Annotated in this window: 14 protein-coding genes; 9 read left to right on the forward strand and 5 right to left on the reverse strand. The window is 56.7% G+C overall.

Annotated elements, in window-relative coordinates:
* Window positions 1–160 precede the first annotated feature (160 nt).
* The 6 genes from H8B15_RS06370 to pta all read left to right on the forward strand — a co-directional run bounded on the left by H8B15_RS06370 (window position 161) and on the right by pta (window position 7539).
* Window positions 161–814, forward strand: a complete 654-nt coding sequence (locus H8B15_RS06370) for a LutC/YkgG family protein (protein ID WP_187318843.1) — start codon at window positions 161–163, stop codon at window positions 812–814.
* Window positions 792–1577 carry a UDP-2,3-diacylglucosamine diphosphatase gene (locus H8B15_RS06375; protein WP_187318844.1) on the forward strand — a complete coding sequence of 262 codons (786 nt, stop codon included), beginning with the start codon at window positions 792–794 and terminating at the stop codon, window positions 1575–1577. The genes H8B15_RS06370 and H8B15_RS06375 overlap by 23 nt, the downstream gene beginning before the upstream one ends.
* Window positions 1531–2478 carry a hypothetical protein gene (locus H8B15_RS06380; RefSeq protein WP_187318845.1) on the forward strand — a complete coding sequence of 316 codons (948 nt, stop codon included), beginning with the start codon at window positions 1531–1533 and terminating at the stop codon, window positions 2476–2478. The genes H8B15_RS06375 and H8B15_RS06380 overlap by 47 nt, the downstream gene beginning before the upstream one ends.
* Window positions 2479–2669: 191 nt before the next feature.
* Window positions 2670–3863, forward strand: coding sequence for a DUF6600 domain-containing protein (locus H8B15_RS06385; protein ID WP_216859092.1), 1194 nt, complete (start codon window positions 2670–2672; stop codon window positions 3861–3863).
* 777 nt (window positions 3864–4640) lie between these two features.
* The gene (locus tag H8B15_RS06390) at window positions 4641–5258 is read left to right on the forward strand and encodes an FMN-dependent NADH-azoreductase (RefSeq protein WP_187318847.1); all 618 of its coding nucleotides are present in this window, start codon (window positions 4641–4643) and stop codon (window positions 5256–5258) included.
* Window positions 5259–5445: 187 nt separating this feature from the next.
* On the forward strand, window positions 5446–7539 hold the full coding sequence (gene pta / locus H8B15_RS06395) for a phosphate acetyltransferase (protein WP_187318848.1): 2094 nt from the start codon (window positions 5446–5448) through the stop codon (window positions 7537–7539).
* Between the two features lie 39 nt (window positions 7540–7578).
* Here the strand turns inward: pta and H8B15_RS06400 are convergent, their stop codons facing one another.
* From H8B15_RS06400 to H8B15_RS06410, 3 genes are all read right to left on the reverse strand, one after another.
* On the reverse strand, window positions 7579–8022 hold the full coding sequence (locus H8B15_RS06400; protein ID WP_187318849.1) for a hypothetical protein: 444 nt from the start codon (window positions 8020–8022) through the stop codon (window positions 7579–7581).
* Between the two features lie 107 nt (window positions 8023–8129).
* Complete coding sequence (locus H8B15_RS06405) at window positions 8130–8294, reverse strand: hypothetical protein (RefSeq protein ID WP_187318850.1); 165 nt, start codon at window positions 8292–8294, stop codon at window positions 8130–8132.
* Window positions 8281–8865 carry an ATPase gene (locus tag H8B15_RS06410; protein ID WP_187318851.1) on the reverse strand — a complete coding sequence of 195 codons (585 nt, stop codon included), beginning with the start codon at window positions 8863–8865 and terminating at the stop codon, window positions 8281–8283. The genes H8B15_RS06405 and H8B15_RS06410 overlap by 14 nt, the downstream gene beginning before the upstream one ends.
* Before the next feature lie 281 nt (window positions 8866–9146).
* Here H8B15_RS06410 and H8B15_RS06415 point away from each other — a divergent pair, with 281 nt between their 5' ends.
* Window positions 9147–10070 carry a DUF808 domain-containing protein gene (locus tag H8B15_RS06415; protein ID WP_187318852.1) on the forward strand — a complete coding sequence of 308 codons (924 nt, stop codon included), beginning with the start codon at window positions 9147–9149 and terminating at the stop codon, window positions 10068–10070.
* 152 nt (window positions 10071–10222) lie between these two features.
* Here the strand turns inward: H8B15_RS06415 and H8B15_RS06420 are convergent, their stop codons facing one another.
* Complete coding sequence (locus H8B15_RS06420) at window positions 10223–11053, reverse strand: DUF6602 domain-containing protein (RefSeq protein WP_187318853.1); 831 nt, start codon at window positions 11051–11053, stop codon at window positions 10223–10225.
* A 319-nt stretch (window positions 11054–11372) separates the two neighbouring features.
* Here H8B15_RS06420 and H8B15_RS06425 point away from each other — a divergent pair, with 319 nt between their 5' ends.
* The gene (locus H8B15_RS06425) at window positions 11373–12578 is read left to right on the forward strand and encodes an acetate/propionate family kinase (protein WP_187318854.1); all 1206 of its coding nucleotides are present in this window, start codon (window positions 11373–11375) and stop codon (window positions 12576–12578) included.
* Between the two features lie 234 nt (window positions 12579–12812).
* On the opposite strand, the gene H8B15_RS06430 is transcribed toward H8B15_RS06425, so the two are convergent.
* Window positions 12813–13277: a MaoC family dehydratase gene (locus H8B15_RS06430; RefSeq protein ID WP_187318855.1), complete on the reverse strand. Its 465-nt coding sequence runs from the start codon at window positions 13275–13277 to the stop codon at window positions 12813–12815.
* A 212-nt stretch (window positions 13278–13489) separates the two neighbouring features.
* On the opposite strand from H8B15_RS06430, the gene H8B15_RS06435 reads away from it, so the two are divergent.
* A complete protein-coding gene (locus H8B15_RS06435) occupies window positions 13490–15175 on the forward strand; it encodes a regulatory iron-sulfur-containing complex subunit RicT (protein ID WP_187318856.1) in 1686 nt (561 codons plus the stop codon).

A 15175-nucleotide genomic window follows, 5' to 3' on the forward strand; every position in this document is an offset into this window, starting at 1 on the left:
GCGACGAAGGACCTTTTCACGTGAGAACGACAGTCGTTGCTACAACTCGTTCTCACGTGAGAAAGTCCTTCGTCGCCGCTTGATGCGCGGAATGCTCAGGATGACAGACAAATTACTTCACGCTGACAGAACACTATACAGAAGCCCTTACCTTTGCCCCATGGCTGAGTCGTCTCGTGATATTCTGTTGCGCCGCATTCGGGGGGCGGTGCAAAAGCCGGCCCCGCAGCCGCCCGCGCCCGATTTTGGGCTGCCGCTGCACCCGCGTGTACCCGCTGAGGAGCTGGATATTGCGTTCGTAGAGAGCTTCCGGCGCATAGGGGGCGAGTTTTACTACTGCGAGTCGGAGGAGCATTTTTTCGATCAGCTTTTTATCTATAAAAAGGAGAAAGAGCTGAACAACCTGTACGTGTGGGAGCCGGAGCTGAAAAAGCTGTTGCACCAAGGCGGCATTGTCTTCAACGGCGACGAAACCGACTTCATCAGCAACGCCGACGCCGGCCTGACCACCTGCGAAGCGCTGATAGCCCGCACGGGTAGCATCTTGGTAAGTGCTGCCACGGCCAGCGGCCGCCGCCTTAGCATCTACCCCGATCAGCACTTGGTGCTGGCCCGCACCTCGCAGGTGGTAGCTGATATTGGCGACGGGCTAGCGCGGGTGCGCGAGCAGCACGGCGACAAGCTGCCCTCCATGATTTCCCTAACCACCGGCCCCAGCCGCACGGCCGATATTGAAAAAACGCTGGTGCTCGGTGCCCACGGCCCGCGCAGCCTCGTGCTGTTCTTACTGGATGACGCCACCTCGCCTGCCTGACTTAGCCCTACCCCCCGGCCGCCGGGTGTACTTTGCCTCTGATTTCCATTTGGGCACGCCCACGGCCGCCAGCTCTCTGGCGCGGGAGCGAAAAATTGTGCGCTGGCTGGACGAGGTGGCCGCCGATGCCGCCGCCATCTACCTGCTGGGCGACATTTTCGATTTCTGGTTTGAGTACCGCCACGCCATTCCGCGCGGCTTTATTCGGTTGCAAGGCAAGCTAGCCGAGCTGACGGATGCGGGCATCCCTATCATCTTCTTCACCGGCAACCACGATATGTGGATGTTCGACTACTTCACCCAGGAGTTGGGCATTCCCATTTACCGGCATCCGGTAAGTCAGCGCATTGGCGGGCACGAGTTTCATATGGGCCACGGCGACGGGCTGGGGCCGAAAGATTACGTGTATAAAGTGCTGAAGCGCGTGTTTGCCTCGCCCGTGTCGCAGTGGCTGTTTGCGCGCATCCACCCCAATCTGGGCATTGGTATTGCTAACGGCTGGAGTCGGCGGAGCCGCATTCAGAATACCAAGGTAGAAGAGGTGTACCAGGGCGACGCGGAGTGGCTGTTGCAATACTGCCGCGAGCTGGAGCCGCAGCACCACCACGAGTACTACATTTTCGGGCACCGCCACTTGCCGCTCGACGTAGAAGTAGCCCCCGGCAGCCGCTACCTCAACCTCGGCGAATGGGTCAATTTTTGTTCCTACGCGGTGTATGATGGTGAAAACCTGGTCCTTCGGTATTTCGAGCAAGCTGACTAACTGCCTCCTGCTGATAGGGAGCTTCTTGCTGCCCCTGGCAGGGGTAGGGCAGGTAATAGTGCCCGCGGCTGGCTCAGTAGCGCCGCCTAGCCGGCCGGTGCCGGTACCTACCACCACAGCCGCACCTACCCTCGCCGCCCCGGCCGCCGACGGCTGGACGCTGGTACGCACCATTAAGCTAGCTACTACCGGCGTGGCTTCTCTTGATAGGCGCGGCACGCTCTACGTGGTAGACCGGCAGAATAATATTGTGCAGCTAGGGGCCGAAGGGCAGGTACTAAACACCTACTCGCCGGCCCTGCCGGGGCACATAGCCCAGCTCGAAGCCTGGAATACCACCAAAATACTGGCTTTCTACGATGACCGCCAGCAACTGCTGCTGCTCGACCGGTTTCTGGCCCCCCTCACGCAAGTACGCACCGCCGATTTCCTGGACGGCACCATCCGCGCCGCCACCATCGCGCCCGATGAGCGCCTGTGGCTGTTCGATGAAAGCAACATTGCCCTGGAGCAGTTCGACCTAGCGCAGCAACGCCCTACCATCACCACACCCATGGACCTGCTGGTGGGTAGGAGCAAGCCCGATTTCCGCTTCCTCAGGCAGTATCAGAACAACGTGTATTTGGTAGACAGGGTAGGGGGCATTCTGGTGTTTGATAATCTAGGGAACTACCGCAAAAAGCTGCCCTTCTCGGGTCTAAGCTATGTGGGCTTCTTGGGAGACGAGCTGTATTACGTGGCCGATAATGCCCTGCATTTCTTTCATCTCTATAACTTCACAGACCGCGCCCTGCCCTTGCCAACAGCCGATGTGCAGCAGGTATTGGTGAGCGAGCAGTATGCGTATGTGCTGCTGCCAAAAGAAATTCGGGTGTATACGCTAGCGGGCGCTCCGAAGTAAGTGGAATAGCAATTAAACGGTACAGGATTTGAGTTGTCTAAGAAATAAGAGCGTGATAGGGTAGGGAGTAGTAGGGTTATACGACCTTTATTCCCAGTCGCATCGCTCCCACTTTCTAACTCCTCATCTCCATGATAACCCTACTAAAAAGAAGTGCGTTGGCTTGGGTATGCTTGCTGATGCTAGGTGTCGTGGCTCCCTGGACTGCCACAGCGCAACCCAGCGTGAGCGTCACGTACCAAACCTTCTACGACGAGCTGAGCCCCTACGGCCGCTGGGTGCAAGACCCCGACTACGGCTACGTGTGGCTACCCAATGTGGGCCCCGACTTTCAACCCTACAGCACCAATGGCTACTGGGCCATGACGGAGTACGGCAACACCTGGGTATCGAACTACGACTGGGGCTGGGCGCCGTTTCACTACGGCCGCTGGCGCTACTCCGACTACTACGGCTGGAGCTGGCTGCCCGGCACTGAGTGGGGGCCGGCCTGGGTGAGCTGGCGCAGCGGCGGCGGCTACTACGGCTGGGCGCCGCTGGGGCCAAGTGTGAACATCAACGTATCCTTCGGGCCGCGCTACGTGGTGCCAAACACGGCGTGGGTATTTGTGCCCCAGCAATACATAGTGAGCCCGCGCTGGCATGACTACTACGTGCGTCCGGCCCGCAACGTCACCATCATCAACAATACCACGATTATCAATAACACCTATGTGCAGAACAACCGCACGTATGTAGCCGGCCCGCGCCGTAGCGAGCTGGAAGCCGTAACTCGCAGCCGCGTAAACGTATACAACGTGAGCAACGTGAACCGGCCGGGCCGCGTGGCGATGCAGCAAAACTCGCTGGGCTTCTACCGGCCCGATGTGCGTACTGGCCGGGCCGATGCGCCGCGCACCGTGGAGCGCCGCTTCGACAATGGCGCCGATAACCGCGGCGACTACCGCAGCCGGGGTAGGGTAGTGAGTGCTGGCACCGATACTCGCCCCGAATATGGCGCCATGCGGGAGCGGCGGGATAGATCTGGCTATAATCAGCCGCGCACTCTGGCCGATGCCGACCGCGCCTACCCCGCGCAGCGCCCAGAGCGTACGCAGCCCTTCGGCGACGCAGCTGCTGCTCCTAATAATCCCGAGCGCGCCGCATGGGGTGGCTACAGTGGCCGCGGCCGGGTGGGGCAGCGCAACGAGGTGCAGCCGGAGCGGCAGCTTGGTCAGCAGCGCGAAGGCCGGGGCCAATGGCAGCGTGCAGAGCAGGCCCCACAACGCCAGCAGGCTGCGCCCCAGCTCCAGCAGATGCAACAGCCACCGGCTGGCCGAAGTGAGCAAAGCGAGGGTAGCCGCTCCTTTGGACAAGGCGGCGGTAGCCGCGGCCGGGTGCGGTAAGCCAGTACAAAGTTTGAGTTTACAGAAGCCTTCTGCACGCATTGCAGAAGGCTTTTTTTTGCTGGTTGGCGGGCGGAAGCTGAGCGCTACAGTAAATTCGGATTCAGGGTGTAGTGTTTAGAAAAGCAGCATGTTAAGTCTCGTCGTTGCTGACGTTGTGCAGGCTGTCGAAAGCCGTTGACGTGCTCCACATTGAGACCCAACCTATGGTGTCTCTACCTCCTACAGGTGCACTGACTTCGAAACTGCCCTAGTAACTCGCCCGAGTACCGCGCATACTTTTGAGCGGCTGGGTAGGTCGGCGCCAAGGGCCCTTCTCTTTCCCAAAACCCGACCTGCGGGAAAGCTCCCGGGCGGCCAGACGCCCGCCCAAGCCCACATCGACAAGCTGCTGCACTACGTGGTAGAAGGCAACATGAAGCTCGACGACATCATCACTCACCACCTACCCCCGTCGGAAACCCCCACGGCTACGACATCTTCAAGAGGAAGAAAGACAACTGCGTGAAGATGGTATGACGCCGTAGCGCCTCCACGCAATCAAGCTGATTTTGCGCCGCGCCCCTATTCCCTTTCCGGAGTAGGGGCGCTTTGTTTTGGGTGGCGGCAAGAATGGCATACGGCAAATGAAGAAGTCTGCCAAAACAATATTGGTACATTAAATGTAGGTACATCATTGAACGCCGACATGCTACCCGTTTCCTACATAATCTGAAGTAGCTGTTTCGCAAGTGATGCCCTCACCGGCCATCGGGCCGTTTTTCATTCCAATTTTTTATGAACATTCTCAACATCGTTTCCAGCCCTCGCGGCGACCAATCGTTCAGCATCAAGCTAGCCGACGGCATTATCAGCAAGTTGCAGGAGGCCAACCCTGGCAGCACCATAACCACCCGCGACCTGGCCACCAACCCCTTTCCGCACCTGGAAGCCGCCAAGCTCCAGTCGCTCTTCACGCCCGCTCCCGACCGCACCCCCGAGCAGCAAGCCGCCGCCAAGCACTCCGACGATGCCATTGCCGAAGTGCAAGCCGCTGACGTTGTGGTGATTGGCGCCCCACTCTACAACTTCGGTATTCCTTCCGTGCTCAAGGCGTGGGTGGACCATCTGTGCCGCGCCGGCATCACGTTCAAATACGTGGATGGTCAGCCGCAGGGCCTCATCAAGGGTAAGAAGGTGTACGTGGCCATGTCCAGCGGTGGCATCTACTCCGAAGGCCCTGCTGCGTCCTACGATTTCGTGGCGCCCTACCTGCAAGCCGTGCTCGGCTTCCTGGGCATGACGGACGTAACTGTGGTGCGCGTAGAAGGCGTGTCGATTCCCGGCGTGCAGGATACGGCCCTAGAAAAAGCCCTGGCTACGCTGCAACTCGAGCCTGCCGACGCGGCCGTATAAGCGCGAGCCGCAGCGCTTTACTACCCCCTGCGCATCAACGAGCCGGACAGACTATAGCCTGTCCGGCTCGTTGGCGTATAAGGGTACTGCACCCGCTGCATGGCGGCTTGCGTATGAATGGGCACCGCAGGCAGTATCTTGCCAGCTCTGCCTGGTACCTGGTTTTCCTTGTCGTTGCCTTTTTCTTATGACCAAAACTGTCTTCATTGCCACGGCCGAACCCTACAGCGGCAAATCCCTGATAGCCTTGGGCCTGGTAAATATGCTGCTCAGCAAAGCCCAAAAGGTAGGCTACTTCAAGCCCATCATTGATGCCAGTCCGCGGGAAAAGAAGGACATACGCCTCCAAACGGTGCTCCAGCACTTCAAGCTGCCCATCGCTTACGAAGACACCTACGCCTACACCCGGCCGGAGGTGCTGCGCCTGATTGAAACCAACGGCCAGGGCGAAATCATCGATACCATCATCCACAAATTCAAGCAGATAGAGGAAAACTACGACTTCACGGTGGTGGAGGGTAGTGATTTTGTAGGGCCGGGCACGGCCTTCGAGTTTGGCTACAATGCGCAGATTGCCAAGAACCTAGGCGCCCCAGTTATCCTCGTAATTTCGGGTGACGATAAGCCTACCGCCCAGATCATCAACACCGTGCTCACTACCCTGCGCAGCTTCGAAACCAACGAGGTGCAGGTGCTGATGGTGGTAGTAAACAAGGTAGCCCCCGCGCAGGTCGACGACGTGCGCGAGCTGCTGCAAACCCAGCTCCCCGCCGAGCTGATCTTGGCCGTGATTCCGGCCGAGAAAGAACTATCGCAGCCGACCATGCGCGAGATATACGAGGGGCTGGGCGCCAAGCTGCTATTTGGGGAGGAGTCGCTGACCAACCAGGTCGACAACTTCGTGACCGGGGCCATGCAGGTGCCCAACTTCCTCAACTTCCTCAAACCCAACGTGCTGATTGTGACGCCCGGCGACCGGGGCGACATTATTATTTGCGCCTTGCAGGCCAACCTATCGGCCAGCTACCCGCGGGTGGCTGGCATTGTGCTCACGGCCGGCTCGGAGCCCGAGGCGCCCGTATTGCGGCTGATTGAAGGGTTGCAGACGGTGGTACCAATTATAGCCGTGCCCACCGGCACTTTCGAAACCAGCACCCGCGTGGCGGCCGTCAAATCGCGCATCACTCCCGATAACACGCGCAAGATTCGGCTGGCCATCAACACCTTCGAGCGCTACGTGGATATGGCAGCGCTGGAAGAGAAGATGGTGAGCTTCCGCTCCGAGGGCATCACGCCGCACATGTTCCAGTACCGGTTGTTGCAGTGGGCGCGGCGTCAGCGCAAGCACATTGTGCTACCCGAAGGCAACGACGACCGGATTCTGCGCGCCGCCGCCCACCTGTTGCGCCAAGAAGTAGTCGACCTCACCATCCTGGGCAACCCCGACGAGGTAGCGGCCTCCATAAAACGCTTAGGGCTGACCCTACCCCTGGGCCACGTGCAGGTGGTCGACCCGGTGCAGTCGCCCCACTACCCCGAGTACGTGGAGACGTTCTACGAGCTGCGCAAGGCCAAGGGCGTGAACCAGGACATGGCCCGTGACCTGCTCCGCGACGTGTCCTACTTCGGCTCGATGATGGTGTATAAGGGCCACGCCGACGGCATGGTGTCGGGGGCGGTGCACACCACCCAGCACACTATTCGGCCGGCGTTGCAGTTCATCAAAACCAAGCCGGGCATGTCGGTGGTGTCGTCGGTGTTCTTCATGTGCCTACCCGACCGCGTGGCCGTGTTCGGCGACTGCGCCGTGAACCCCAACCCCACCGCCGAGCAGCTGGCCGAAATTGCCATGGCCTCCGCCGACAGCAGCAAGGCCTTCGGCATCGAGCCGCGCGTGGCGATGCTGTCGTACTCCTCGGGCACGTCCGGCGAGGGCGCCGATGTGGACAAAGTGCGCAAGGCTACCCAACTAGTCCGCGAAAAACGCCCCGATCTGAAGGTGGAAGGTCCTATCCAGTACGACGCCGCCGTAGACCCCCTGGTGGGCCGCCAGAAGCTACCCGGTTCCGAGGTGGCCGGCCAGGCCAGCGTGCTCATCTTCCCCGACCTCAACACCGGCAACAACACCTACAAAGCCGTGCAACGCGAAACCGGCGCCCTAGCTATTGGGCCGGTTTTGCAAGGATTGAATAAACCCGTAAATGATTTGAGCCGTGGGTGTACGGTGGATGATATCCTGAACACGGTGATTATCACGGCCATCCAGGCCCAGCAGGGGTAGGGGGGCGCGCCTACATGCGTGCTACTTTGTTTGCGAAACTTATAAAGTGTTGCTGTTGATCTTAGAAATAATGGGAATGATTCCGTACAACGAGGAAAACGAGTCGCCGCTTGGGTCGTCTACAAACTTTTGGACCTTGGTAAATGGAAATATGATATTGTTGTCTGATAATTTGACTGCCCATATGCCGGGTTCGTGTTCAATCCATTTGCCACCATAAGAACTGATGATGCATTCTCCCAAATAAGCGCCGGTTTTGAGGACATACTTCTGCTGTTCAGTCTCTGGTTTACTTTCCAAGAAGGTTTCTACCTCTTGCAGACCTGCTTCACTGCAGACCGGCCTTATTTCCGCCGACTGTAATTCAATTCCAAACGCTCCGGCCAAGTTTTGAATATCGGAGACGCCAGTAATCTTATCTGATTTGTCAGTGCAGGATACGAAGCAGCATAGTACTAAAGCTGTGCGTATATTCTTTATCATATCGAAGCTGGGGTATGGGGATAAACGGCCATGACGTTAGAAGATAAGTTCTAATAGGTAGCATGCAGCACAATAAGGTAGATGGTTTTTGGTCCTCAGCTGTAGTGCTATGACGCTGTTGGGTACTGAAGGTCCGTTACCGCTACCTGCACGACTTTGCCATTCTGAGATACGACAACGCAGGCGTTTTCTCGTTTTTTACGATCAAGCAGCCGCTGAATGGCCAATTTGCTGCCTGTCAGTACTTTGTCTCTGATTTCAATGTGCTTCATGGTCAGCCAAGGTAATAAACGTGTGCCATTTTTCAGGTGAAGCAACCCCCGCTTCGCCGGTTTCACTCCTTTCTGCAATAACTTCCGGTGTCGTGTTAGAGTTGTCAATCAACAGCCAAAAATCGGCTATATCTTTATACAGGCGCATGAAGTTGCTGATACCGGCATAGTACCTTCGTGTGATGGTAAGGTCTGGAATGCTGTGGCCACCTTCTGCAACCCGACTCCGTACCCGCTCCTTTGCCAACTCAGGAGAGTCGAGCCAATAATAAATCAGGTTGATGGTATAGCCAGCGGCTTTGGCTCGCTGAATCAGCCCCACGAAGCTTCTGGTTGACAGAGTTGTTTCGAAGGCGAAGTCCTCTCGCAGTACCATCAGATCGTCAATCCGCCGTAGCATGATCCTGCCGGCTGCTACAGCAGCTTTTTCGGGTTGAAAAGGAGAAAGCCCACGCGCAATTTCATCGGCGTTAACAAACTCACGTACGTAAAGCAACTCCGGCAGCACCGTGTATGAAGCGGTTGTTTTGCCTGCGCCGTTGCAGCCGGATATGATGAATAGTTCAGGCAATGCTTTTAGGTGCAATTAACATAAACTTACCCATATGAATTGCGCTGGTCGCAGAACAGCCCAGCCGTGCAGCATCGGAGTTGAAATGCTGCCGTTCTCTGTAAATTGCCGCAACCTGTGCCAGTCCGAAGTCATAAACCAGTCATGCTGAGCCTGTCGAAACATCTCGCGTGCTGACATCAGAGTAGTAATCCTGCGTCAGCACGCGAGATGTTTCGATAAGCTCAGCATGACGTTCTCCTTTCTTTTAAAATACAACTACCGCACTCTCCCAACCCCTTATGCCCTCCGGATTTTTTGCCCTCCTCGATGATATTTCGGCCTTGGTGAAGGCCAGCGCGGCCAGTCTGGACGACGTGCCTACCCAGATAGCCAAGACCACCGGCAAAGTATCCGGCATTGTGATTGACGATACGGCCGTGACGCCCAAGTACGTCGTGGGCCTCGACCCATCCCGCGAGCTGTCCATCATCTTTCAGATTGCGAAGAAGTCCCTAATCAACAAGCTGCTGATCTTAACCCCGGCTGCCTTGCTACTCGGCTATTTTGCCCCGTGGGCCATCACGCCCATTCTGATGGTAGGCGGCGCGTACTTATGTTTCGAGGGCTACGAAAAGGTGCACTCCATCTTCAGCAAAAGCCACGAGGTAGACCCCGAGAGCGAAGAAGTAGCAGTGATTACGCCCGAGGAGCTGGAAAAGCAGCGCGTAGCCAGCGCCGTGCGCACGGACATTATTCTATCCGCCGAAATTATGGCCATTGCCTACAGCCAGGTAAACGGCCAACCCCTCACAAACCAGCTTCTAGTGATGCTGGCCGTGGCCGTGTTCATCACGGTAGGGGTATACGGCTTCGTGGGCCTCATCGTGAAGATGGATGATATAGGCGTGCACTTCGCCAAAGGCGACTATAGCCCTACCGTCCAAAACATCGGGCGCGGCATGGTGAAGTTTATGCCGCATTTCCTAAGTATCCTGGGGTACGTGGGCACGGCCGCCATGCTGTGGGTAGGCGCCGAAATCATTGCCCACGGTATTCCCTTCACCGCCCATTTGCTGCACGAACTGGAACACGCCTTAGCCAACATACCAGCCGTAGCGTGGCTGGCAAAGGTGCTGGCGTGCGGTGTATTTGGGTTGGCTGTTGGGTTTGTTATTGAGAAGGTAGTGGGGGTAGTGAAGGGGATAATGCCTGGTAAAGGATAAATTGTTGATAGCGTGGTAGTTTAGATGTTTGCGATAGTGCAGAAAGAGAAAGCTGTCAGTCGAGGTTTGTAATAAAGATAAATATAATTACCAAATTTTAGTATTTAACGTCAAGTTGCATTACTGAAAATACCCTGTTGCCTGCCGTATATTCATTCGATTAGTCCGTTGATTTTATAATTAATACGAGTTGGATAATAGTTGTTCAAAGGATGTGTTAGTTTTTCAGTCTTAGGTATGTAAGAATGTATGTAACGTACCAGTTCAAAAAGCGTTTTATCTGCTGAATGGACAACGCAAAAGCCAATAAGTTTTTTTCCGTCTTCTGTCGTCCAAGCTCGTCCCTTTCCTTCTCTAAAGTTTATAATAAAACCTCTGTTCAAAACAAATATTGCGTCGGGTTGTGAATAAAAATTAATATATTTATAATTATTTGCTAAATTATTTGCAACTGTATCAAGAGTAAGCTGACTATCAACAGCAACTACGATATATGGAATTCGTTCTAGAAAATATTCTGCGTCTTCGATCTCTCCATAAAATTTGTCGCCATTACTAGGCTTTCGTTTTAACATTTTTAGCCTCTCGCAATTTTTTACAATTCTTGGAATTTCTTGGCTTGTAATAGTCTTTTTGACTTGTATAACAAAATCTACTCCTTCCGCAATTAAGGGCTGACCATACTTAGCACTGAATGGTTGATACTGGTTATTTATACAAATATCTATTTCGTCTGTGCGATTGCCAAAAGAATCAATTATTTCAACTCCGATAGAATTAAAATTAGAGTTGTAGTTTTCTTTAATAAAGTCAGCGATGATCTTTTCATTTTGACCACCTTTAACATCAGAGTCGCCATAAATTGATTTTATTTTTTCGAATTCATGATTCAGAATTTGGCTTTGTTTGATAAGGTATTGTTCAATGTTGTTGTTCATTTTGACCATGTCGGTTAATAAAGTAGGTAATATTTCTGTTGCCAAATTGACAATAGTTGTTTGGTTTCGGTTATGTCTACTTAGCTCGCAGGTAGATTTTGGTTATATGTATATTGATGGTATTATAACCGAAACAAACAATGCTGTAGCCCAATGCTATTAAGTCATGAAGTATGACGGTTTGTTGCCTAACATGGAGTAGTAAATGTAACAAACTACCCTGCAGTGGCAAGTTTTGCTGTTTTGCTCATAGCTACTACACCGCGTCGCTGGTTCGTACTCTACCGTCGCAACTTCCGTACAGCCTCCATAAACGCTACTATGGCTCCTGCCAGGAAGTGAAACCAGGACAAGCCTACAACCCATGAACATCTTCGTTATCAACTGCGGCAGCAGCTCCATCAAGTATCAACTGTTTCGCTGGCTTACCGAGCAGCCGGTGTGCAGCGGGCTGGTAGAGCGCATCGGGGCCGATAATGCCACCATCACCCACAAGGTGTTCAACGACGCCCACGACCCCACCACCCAGCAACTCGCGCTGGCCCTACCCGACCACGAAGCCGGTCTGCGCGAGGTAGTGAAGCTGCTCACCGACCCCACCGCCGGCGTGCTCCACGACCCGGCCGAGATAACCGTGGTGGGCCACCGCGTGGTGCACGGCGGGGAAAGCTTTGCCGCCACCACGTTTATTGACGCGGAGGTGAAGGCCGAAATCCGCCGTTTGTTTGCGCTGGCGCCCCTGCACAACCCCGCCAATCTGCTGGGCATAGAGGTGGCCGAGCGCATCTTCCCGCAGGCCCGGCAAGTGGCGGTATTCGATACGGCCTTTCACCAAACCCTACCCGAATACGCCTTCCGCTACGCCCTGCCCGAGGAGCTGTACACCGAGCAGCGCATCCGGGTGTACGGCTTCCACGGCACCAGCCACAAGTACGTGGCCGAGCAGGCCGCTGCCTACCTCGGCCAGCCCGATGCCCGCCTGATTACCATTCACCTGGGCAACGGGTGCAGCATGGCGGCCGTACGAGGCGGTAAGTCCCTGGATACCAGCATGGGCTTCGGGCCGCTCATGGGCTTGGTGATGGGCACCCGTTCCGGCGACCTGGACCCCTCGGTGGTGCTGCACCTGCTGCAAGAGCTGCACTACACGCCCGCGCAAATCAGCAACCTGCTGAACAAGGAAAGCGGCATGCTGGGCCTCACCGGCTTCAGCGACATGCGCGACATCACGGCCGCCCTCAACCAGGGCGACGCCCGCGCCCAGTTGGCCTACGACCTCTACGCCTACCGCATCCGCAAGTACATCGGCGCCTACGCCGCCGTGCTCAACGGACTCGACGCGCTGGTGTTCACGGCAGGGGTAGGCGAAAACGACGCCCTGGTGCGCCAGCTAGCCTGCCAAAACCTCGATTTCCTCGGCATCCAGTTCGACGAAGCCAAAAACCAAACCCGCGCCCCCGGCCTGCGCGAAATCAACCTCCCCGAGTCGCGGGTGAAGGTGCTGGTGGTGCCCACCAACGAGGAGCTGGAAATAGCGCAGCAGTGCGCGGCGTTGGTGGAAGGGAAGTAGTTTTCCTCGTGTCATCCTGAGCTTGCGAAGGACCTTCTCACGTTAGAACGAGTCGTTGTTACGTTTGTCGTCCTGACGTGAGAAGGTCCTTCGCAAGCTCAGGATGACAGTATAAATAACGACTCTTCTTGACGTAATAAGGTCCTTCGCAAGCTCAGGATGACAGTATAAACAACGACTCGTTCACGCGTGATAAGGTCCTTCGCAAGCTCAGGATGACACAGTAAACAAAGGCTATATGAAGTGATACAAAAACGTAATCACGCCATTGTACGCCGGTTTCTTCTGGCCTTCAATGTCCATTTTTACCTCAATGCTGGCTTTGGCGATGCCGCGCAAGTCCTTTACCGACAACAATTTAGCGTGTAGGCGCACCCTACTATCTACGAGCACGGGCTGGTTGAAGCGCAGCTGCTCAATCTCGTAGTTCACCTGCATCTTCAGGTTCTCGATGGCGATAATCTGGTTCCAGAAGTAGGGTAGGAGCGAAACGGTGAGGTAGCCGTGGGCAATGGGCGCCCCAAATGGCGACTCGGTGCGGGCCCGCTCGGTGTCCGTGTGAATCCACTGGTGGTCGAGGGTAGCGGCGGCAAACTGGTTGATTTGCTCCTGCGTGATAGTGAAATAGTCGGAGGTACCGAGGTGCCGCCCTTCGTGTTGCAACAGTTCGGCCAGGCTGCGGATCGTAAGCTTGCTCATGAGGAAAAAGGGTAGGGGAGTGTGGTTGGTGCTGCAAGTATAGGCAGTTGCGCACAGTTGCGGTGCCTACGATGGTGGGTGTGGAGAAGGTTACGCGGCGGTGTTTAGGCCAGATTTGGGCCAGCTACCCCCGTACCCGCTAATTCTCTATCTTTGTTGAAACCCGATTTCGTGCGGCTTTAGGCCGCCTCATCATAGATAGATTATTAGCCGTGGCTTGCACTTCCTGTTCCTCCGGGGGCGGCTGCTCTACTACATCCGTTGGGGGCTGTGGCTCCAAAGGGGGCTGTAGTTCTGGCGGCTGCAACCGACTAAATGTATTCGACTGGCTCCAGGACGTAGACCTGCCCAGTGATTTTAAAGGCTTCGACATTGTCGAAATTCGCTTCAAAGGCGGCCGTAAAGACTTCTACCGCAACGCTTCCTACCTACCTCTCACCACCGGCGATGCTGTGGTGATAGAAGCCGCCGGCAACGGCTGGCACCTGGGCCATGTGTCGCTGAAAGGCGAGCTGGTGCGCCTGCAAATGAAGAAGAAAAAGGTGCCCACCGACAGCAAGGAAATCCGCAACATCCTGCGCATTGCCTCTTCTGACGACGTGGAGCGCTGGGAAGCCGTGCGCGACCTGGAAACCGGCACCATGTTCCGGGCCCGCTCGGTGGTGGAAGAGCTGCGCCTGAAAATGAAGCTCTCCGACGTGGAGTACCAGGCCGACCGCACCCGCGCCACGTTCTTCTACTCCGCCGACGACCGGGTGGACTTCCGCGACCTGATTAAGCGCCTGGCCGACGAGTTTCGGGTGCGGGTGGAGATGCGCCAGATTTCGTTGCGCCACGAGGCCGGCCGCCTGGGCGGCATCGGCTCGTGCGGGCGCGAGCTGTGCTGCTCCACCTGGCTCACCGATTTCAAAAGCGTGAGCACCACTGCGGCCCGCTACCAGAACCTCAGCCTGAATCCCGCCAAGCTCTCGGGCCAGTGTGGGCGTTTGAAGTGCTGTCTGAACTACGAGCTGGACACCTACCTCGATGCCCTGAAGGACATTCCGCAGGTGCAGCGCCCCTTGCAAACCGAGCGCGGCGACGCGTTTTTGCAGAAGACCGACATCTTCAAGAAGCGCATGTGGTTTGCCTTCCGCGGCGACAACAACTGGGTGATGCTGCCCACTGAGCGCGTGCGCGAGGTGCAGGAGATGAACAAGCGCGGCGAAAAGCCCGAAAACCTGCTGCCGCCCGTGCGCGAGGAAGACAAAGCGCCCGACCTCTCGGCCATCGTGGAGGGTAGCCTCGACCGCCTCGACGATAAGATTGCCGCCTCCAAACGCGGCAAGCGCAAGCGCAAAGGCGGTGCTGGCGAAACAGAAAACGTTGCGCGTGCAGCGCGTCCGCCCCGGTCGGCCACCTCGGAGCGCCCCGAAAGATCAGAACGTTCTGAACGGCCAGAGCGGCCCGAACGAACGGAGCGGCCAGAGCGCCCCGAGCGCACCCGTAGCGGCGACCGGCCACCCCGGCCGGCTGTACCCGCTGCCGATGCGCCTACCCCCGCAGCCGGAGAGGCAGCCGGAGCATCGGAAGAGAGTCGCCGGCCTCGTGGCGCGGCCGCCAAGCCGCTCAACCGCCGCAACAACCGCGGCCGCGGTGAAAAAGGCGACCGACCAGAGCGGCCCCAGAATGCTGAAGGTCGCCCTACCCCGGAAAGCGGTGCTCCTCGCGAGGAACGTCCGCCCCGCGCCAACAACGACCGGCGCCCACCCCGCGCGCCCTCACCCGAAGGCGGCGAAGCCTCCGCCCGCCCCCGCGACCGGAATGACCGCAACCGCCGGCGCGGCGACCGGCCCGGCCGCACGGGCGGCGATACGTCCACTCCTCCTACCCCGCCTGCCCCGCCTGCGGCTTCCTAA

Origin of the sequence: Hymenobacter citatus, assembly GCF_014333615.1 — a bacterium.
Lineage (GTDB): Bacteria > Bacteroidota > Bacteroidia > Cytophagales > Hymenobacteraceae > Hymenobacter > Hymenobacter citatus.

What these genes read in the sequence shown, in the direction of transcription:
- H8B15_RS06375 (WP_187318844.1), top strand. Translation starts at nt 792, where the DNA reads ATGACGCCACCTCGCCTGCCTGACTTAGCCCTACCCCCCGGCCGCCGG.
- H8B15_RS06405 (WP_187318850.1), bottom strand. Translation starts at nt 8,294, where the DNA reads ATGAAGCACATTGAAATCAGAGACAAAGTACTGACAGGCAGCAAATTG.
- pta (WP_187318848.1), top strand. Translation starts at nt 5,446, where the DNA reads ATGACCAAAACTGTCTTCATTGCCACGGCCGAACCCTACAGCGGCAAA.
- H8B15_RS06390 (WP_187318847.1), top strand. Translation starts at nt 4,641, where the DNA reads ATGAACATTCTCAACATCGTTTCCAGCCCTCGCGGCGACCAATCGTTC.
- H8B15_RS06400 (WP_187318849.1), bottom strand. Translation starts at nt 8,022, where the DNA reads ATGATAAAGAATATACGCACAGCTTTAGTACTATGCTGCTTCGTATCC.
- H8B15_RS06380 (WP_187318845.1), top strand. Translation starts at nt 1,531, where the DNA reads ATGATGGTGAAAACCTGGTCCTTCGGTATTTCGAGCAAGCTGACTAAC.
- H8B15_RS06415 (WP_187318852.1), top strand. Translation starts at nt 9,147, where the DNA reads ATGCCCTCCGGATTTTTTGCCCTCCTCGATGATATTTCGGCCTTGGTG.
- H8B15_RS06370 (WP_187318843.1), top strand. Translation starts at nt 161, where the DNA reads ATGGCTGAGTCGTCTCGTGATATTCTGTTGCGCCGCATTCGGGGGGCG.
- H8B15_RS06430 (WP_187318855.1), bottom strand. Translation starts at nt 13,277, where the DNA reads ATGAGCAAGCTTACGATCCGCAGCCTGGCCGAACTGTTGCAACACGAA.
- H8B15_RS06425 (WP_187318854.1), top strand. Translation starts at nt 11,373, where the DNA reads ATGAACATCTTCGTTATCAACTGCGGCAGCAGCTCCATCAAGTATCAA.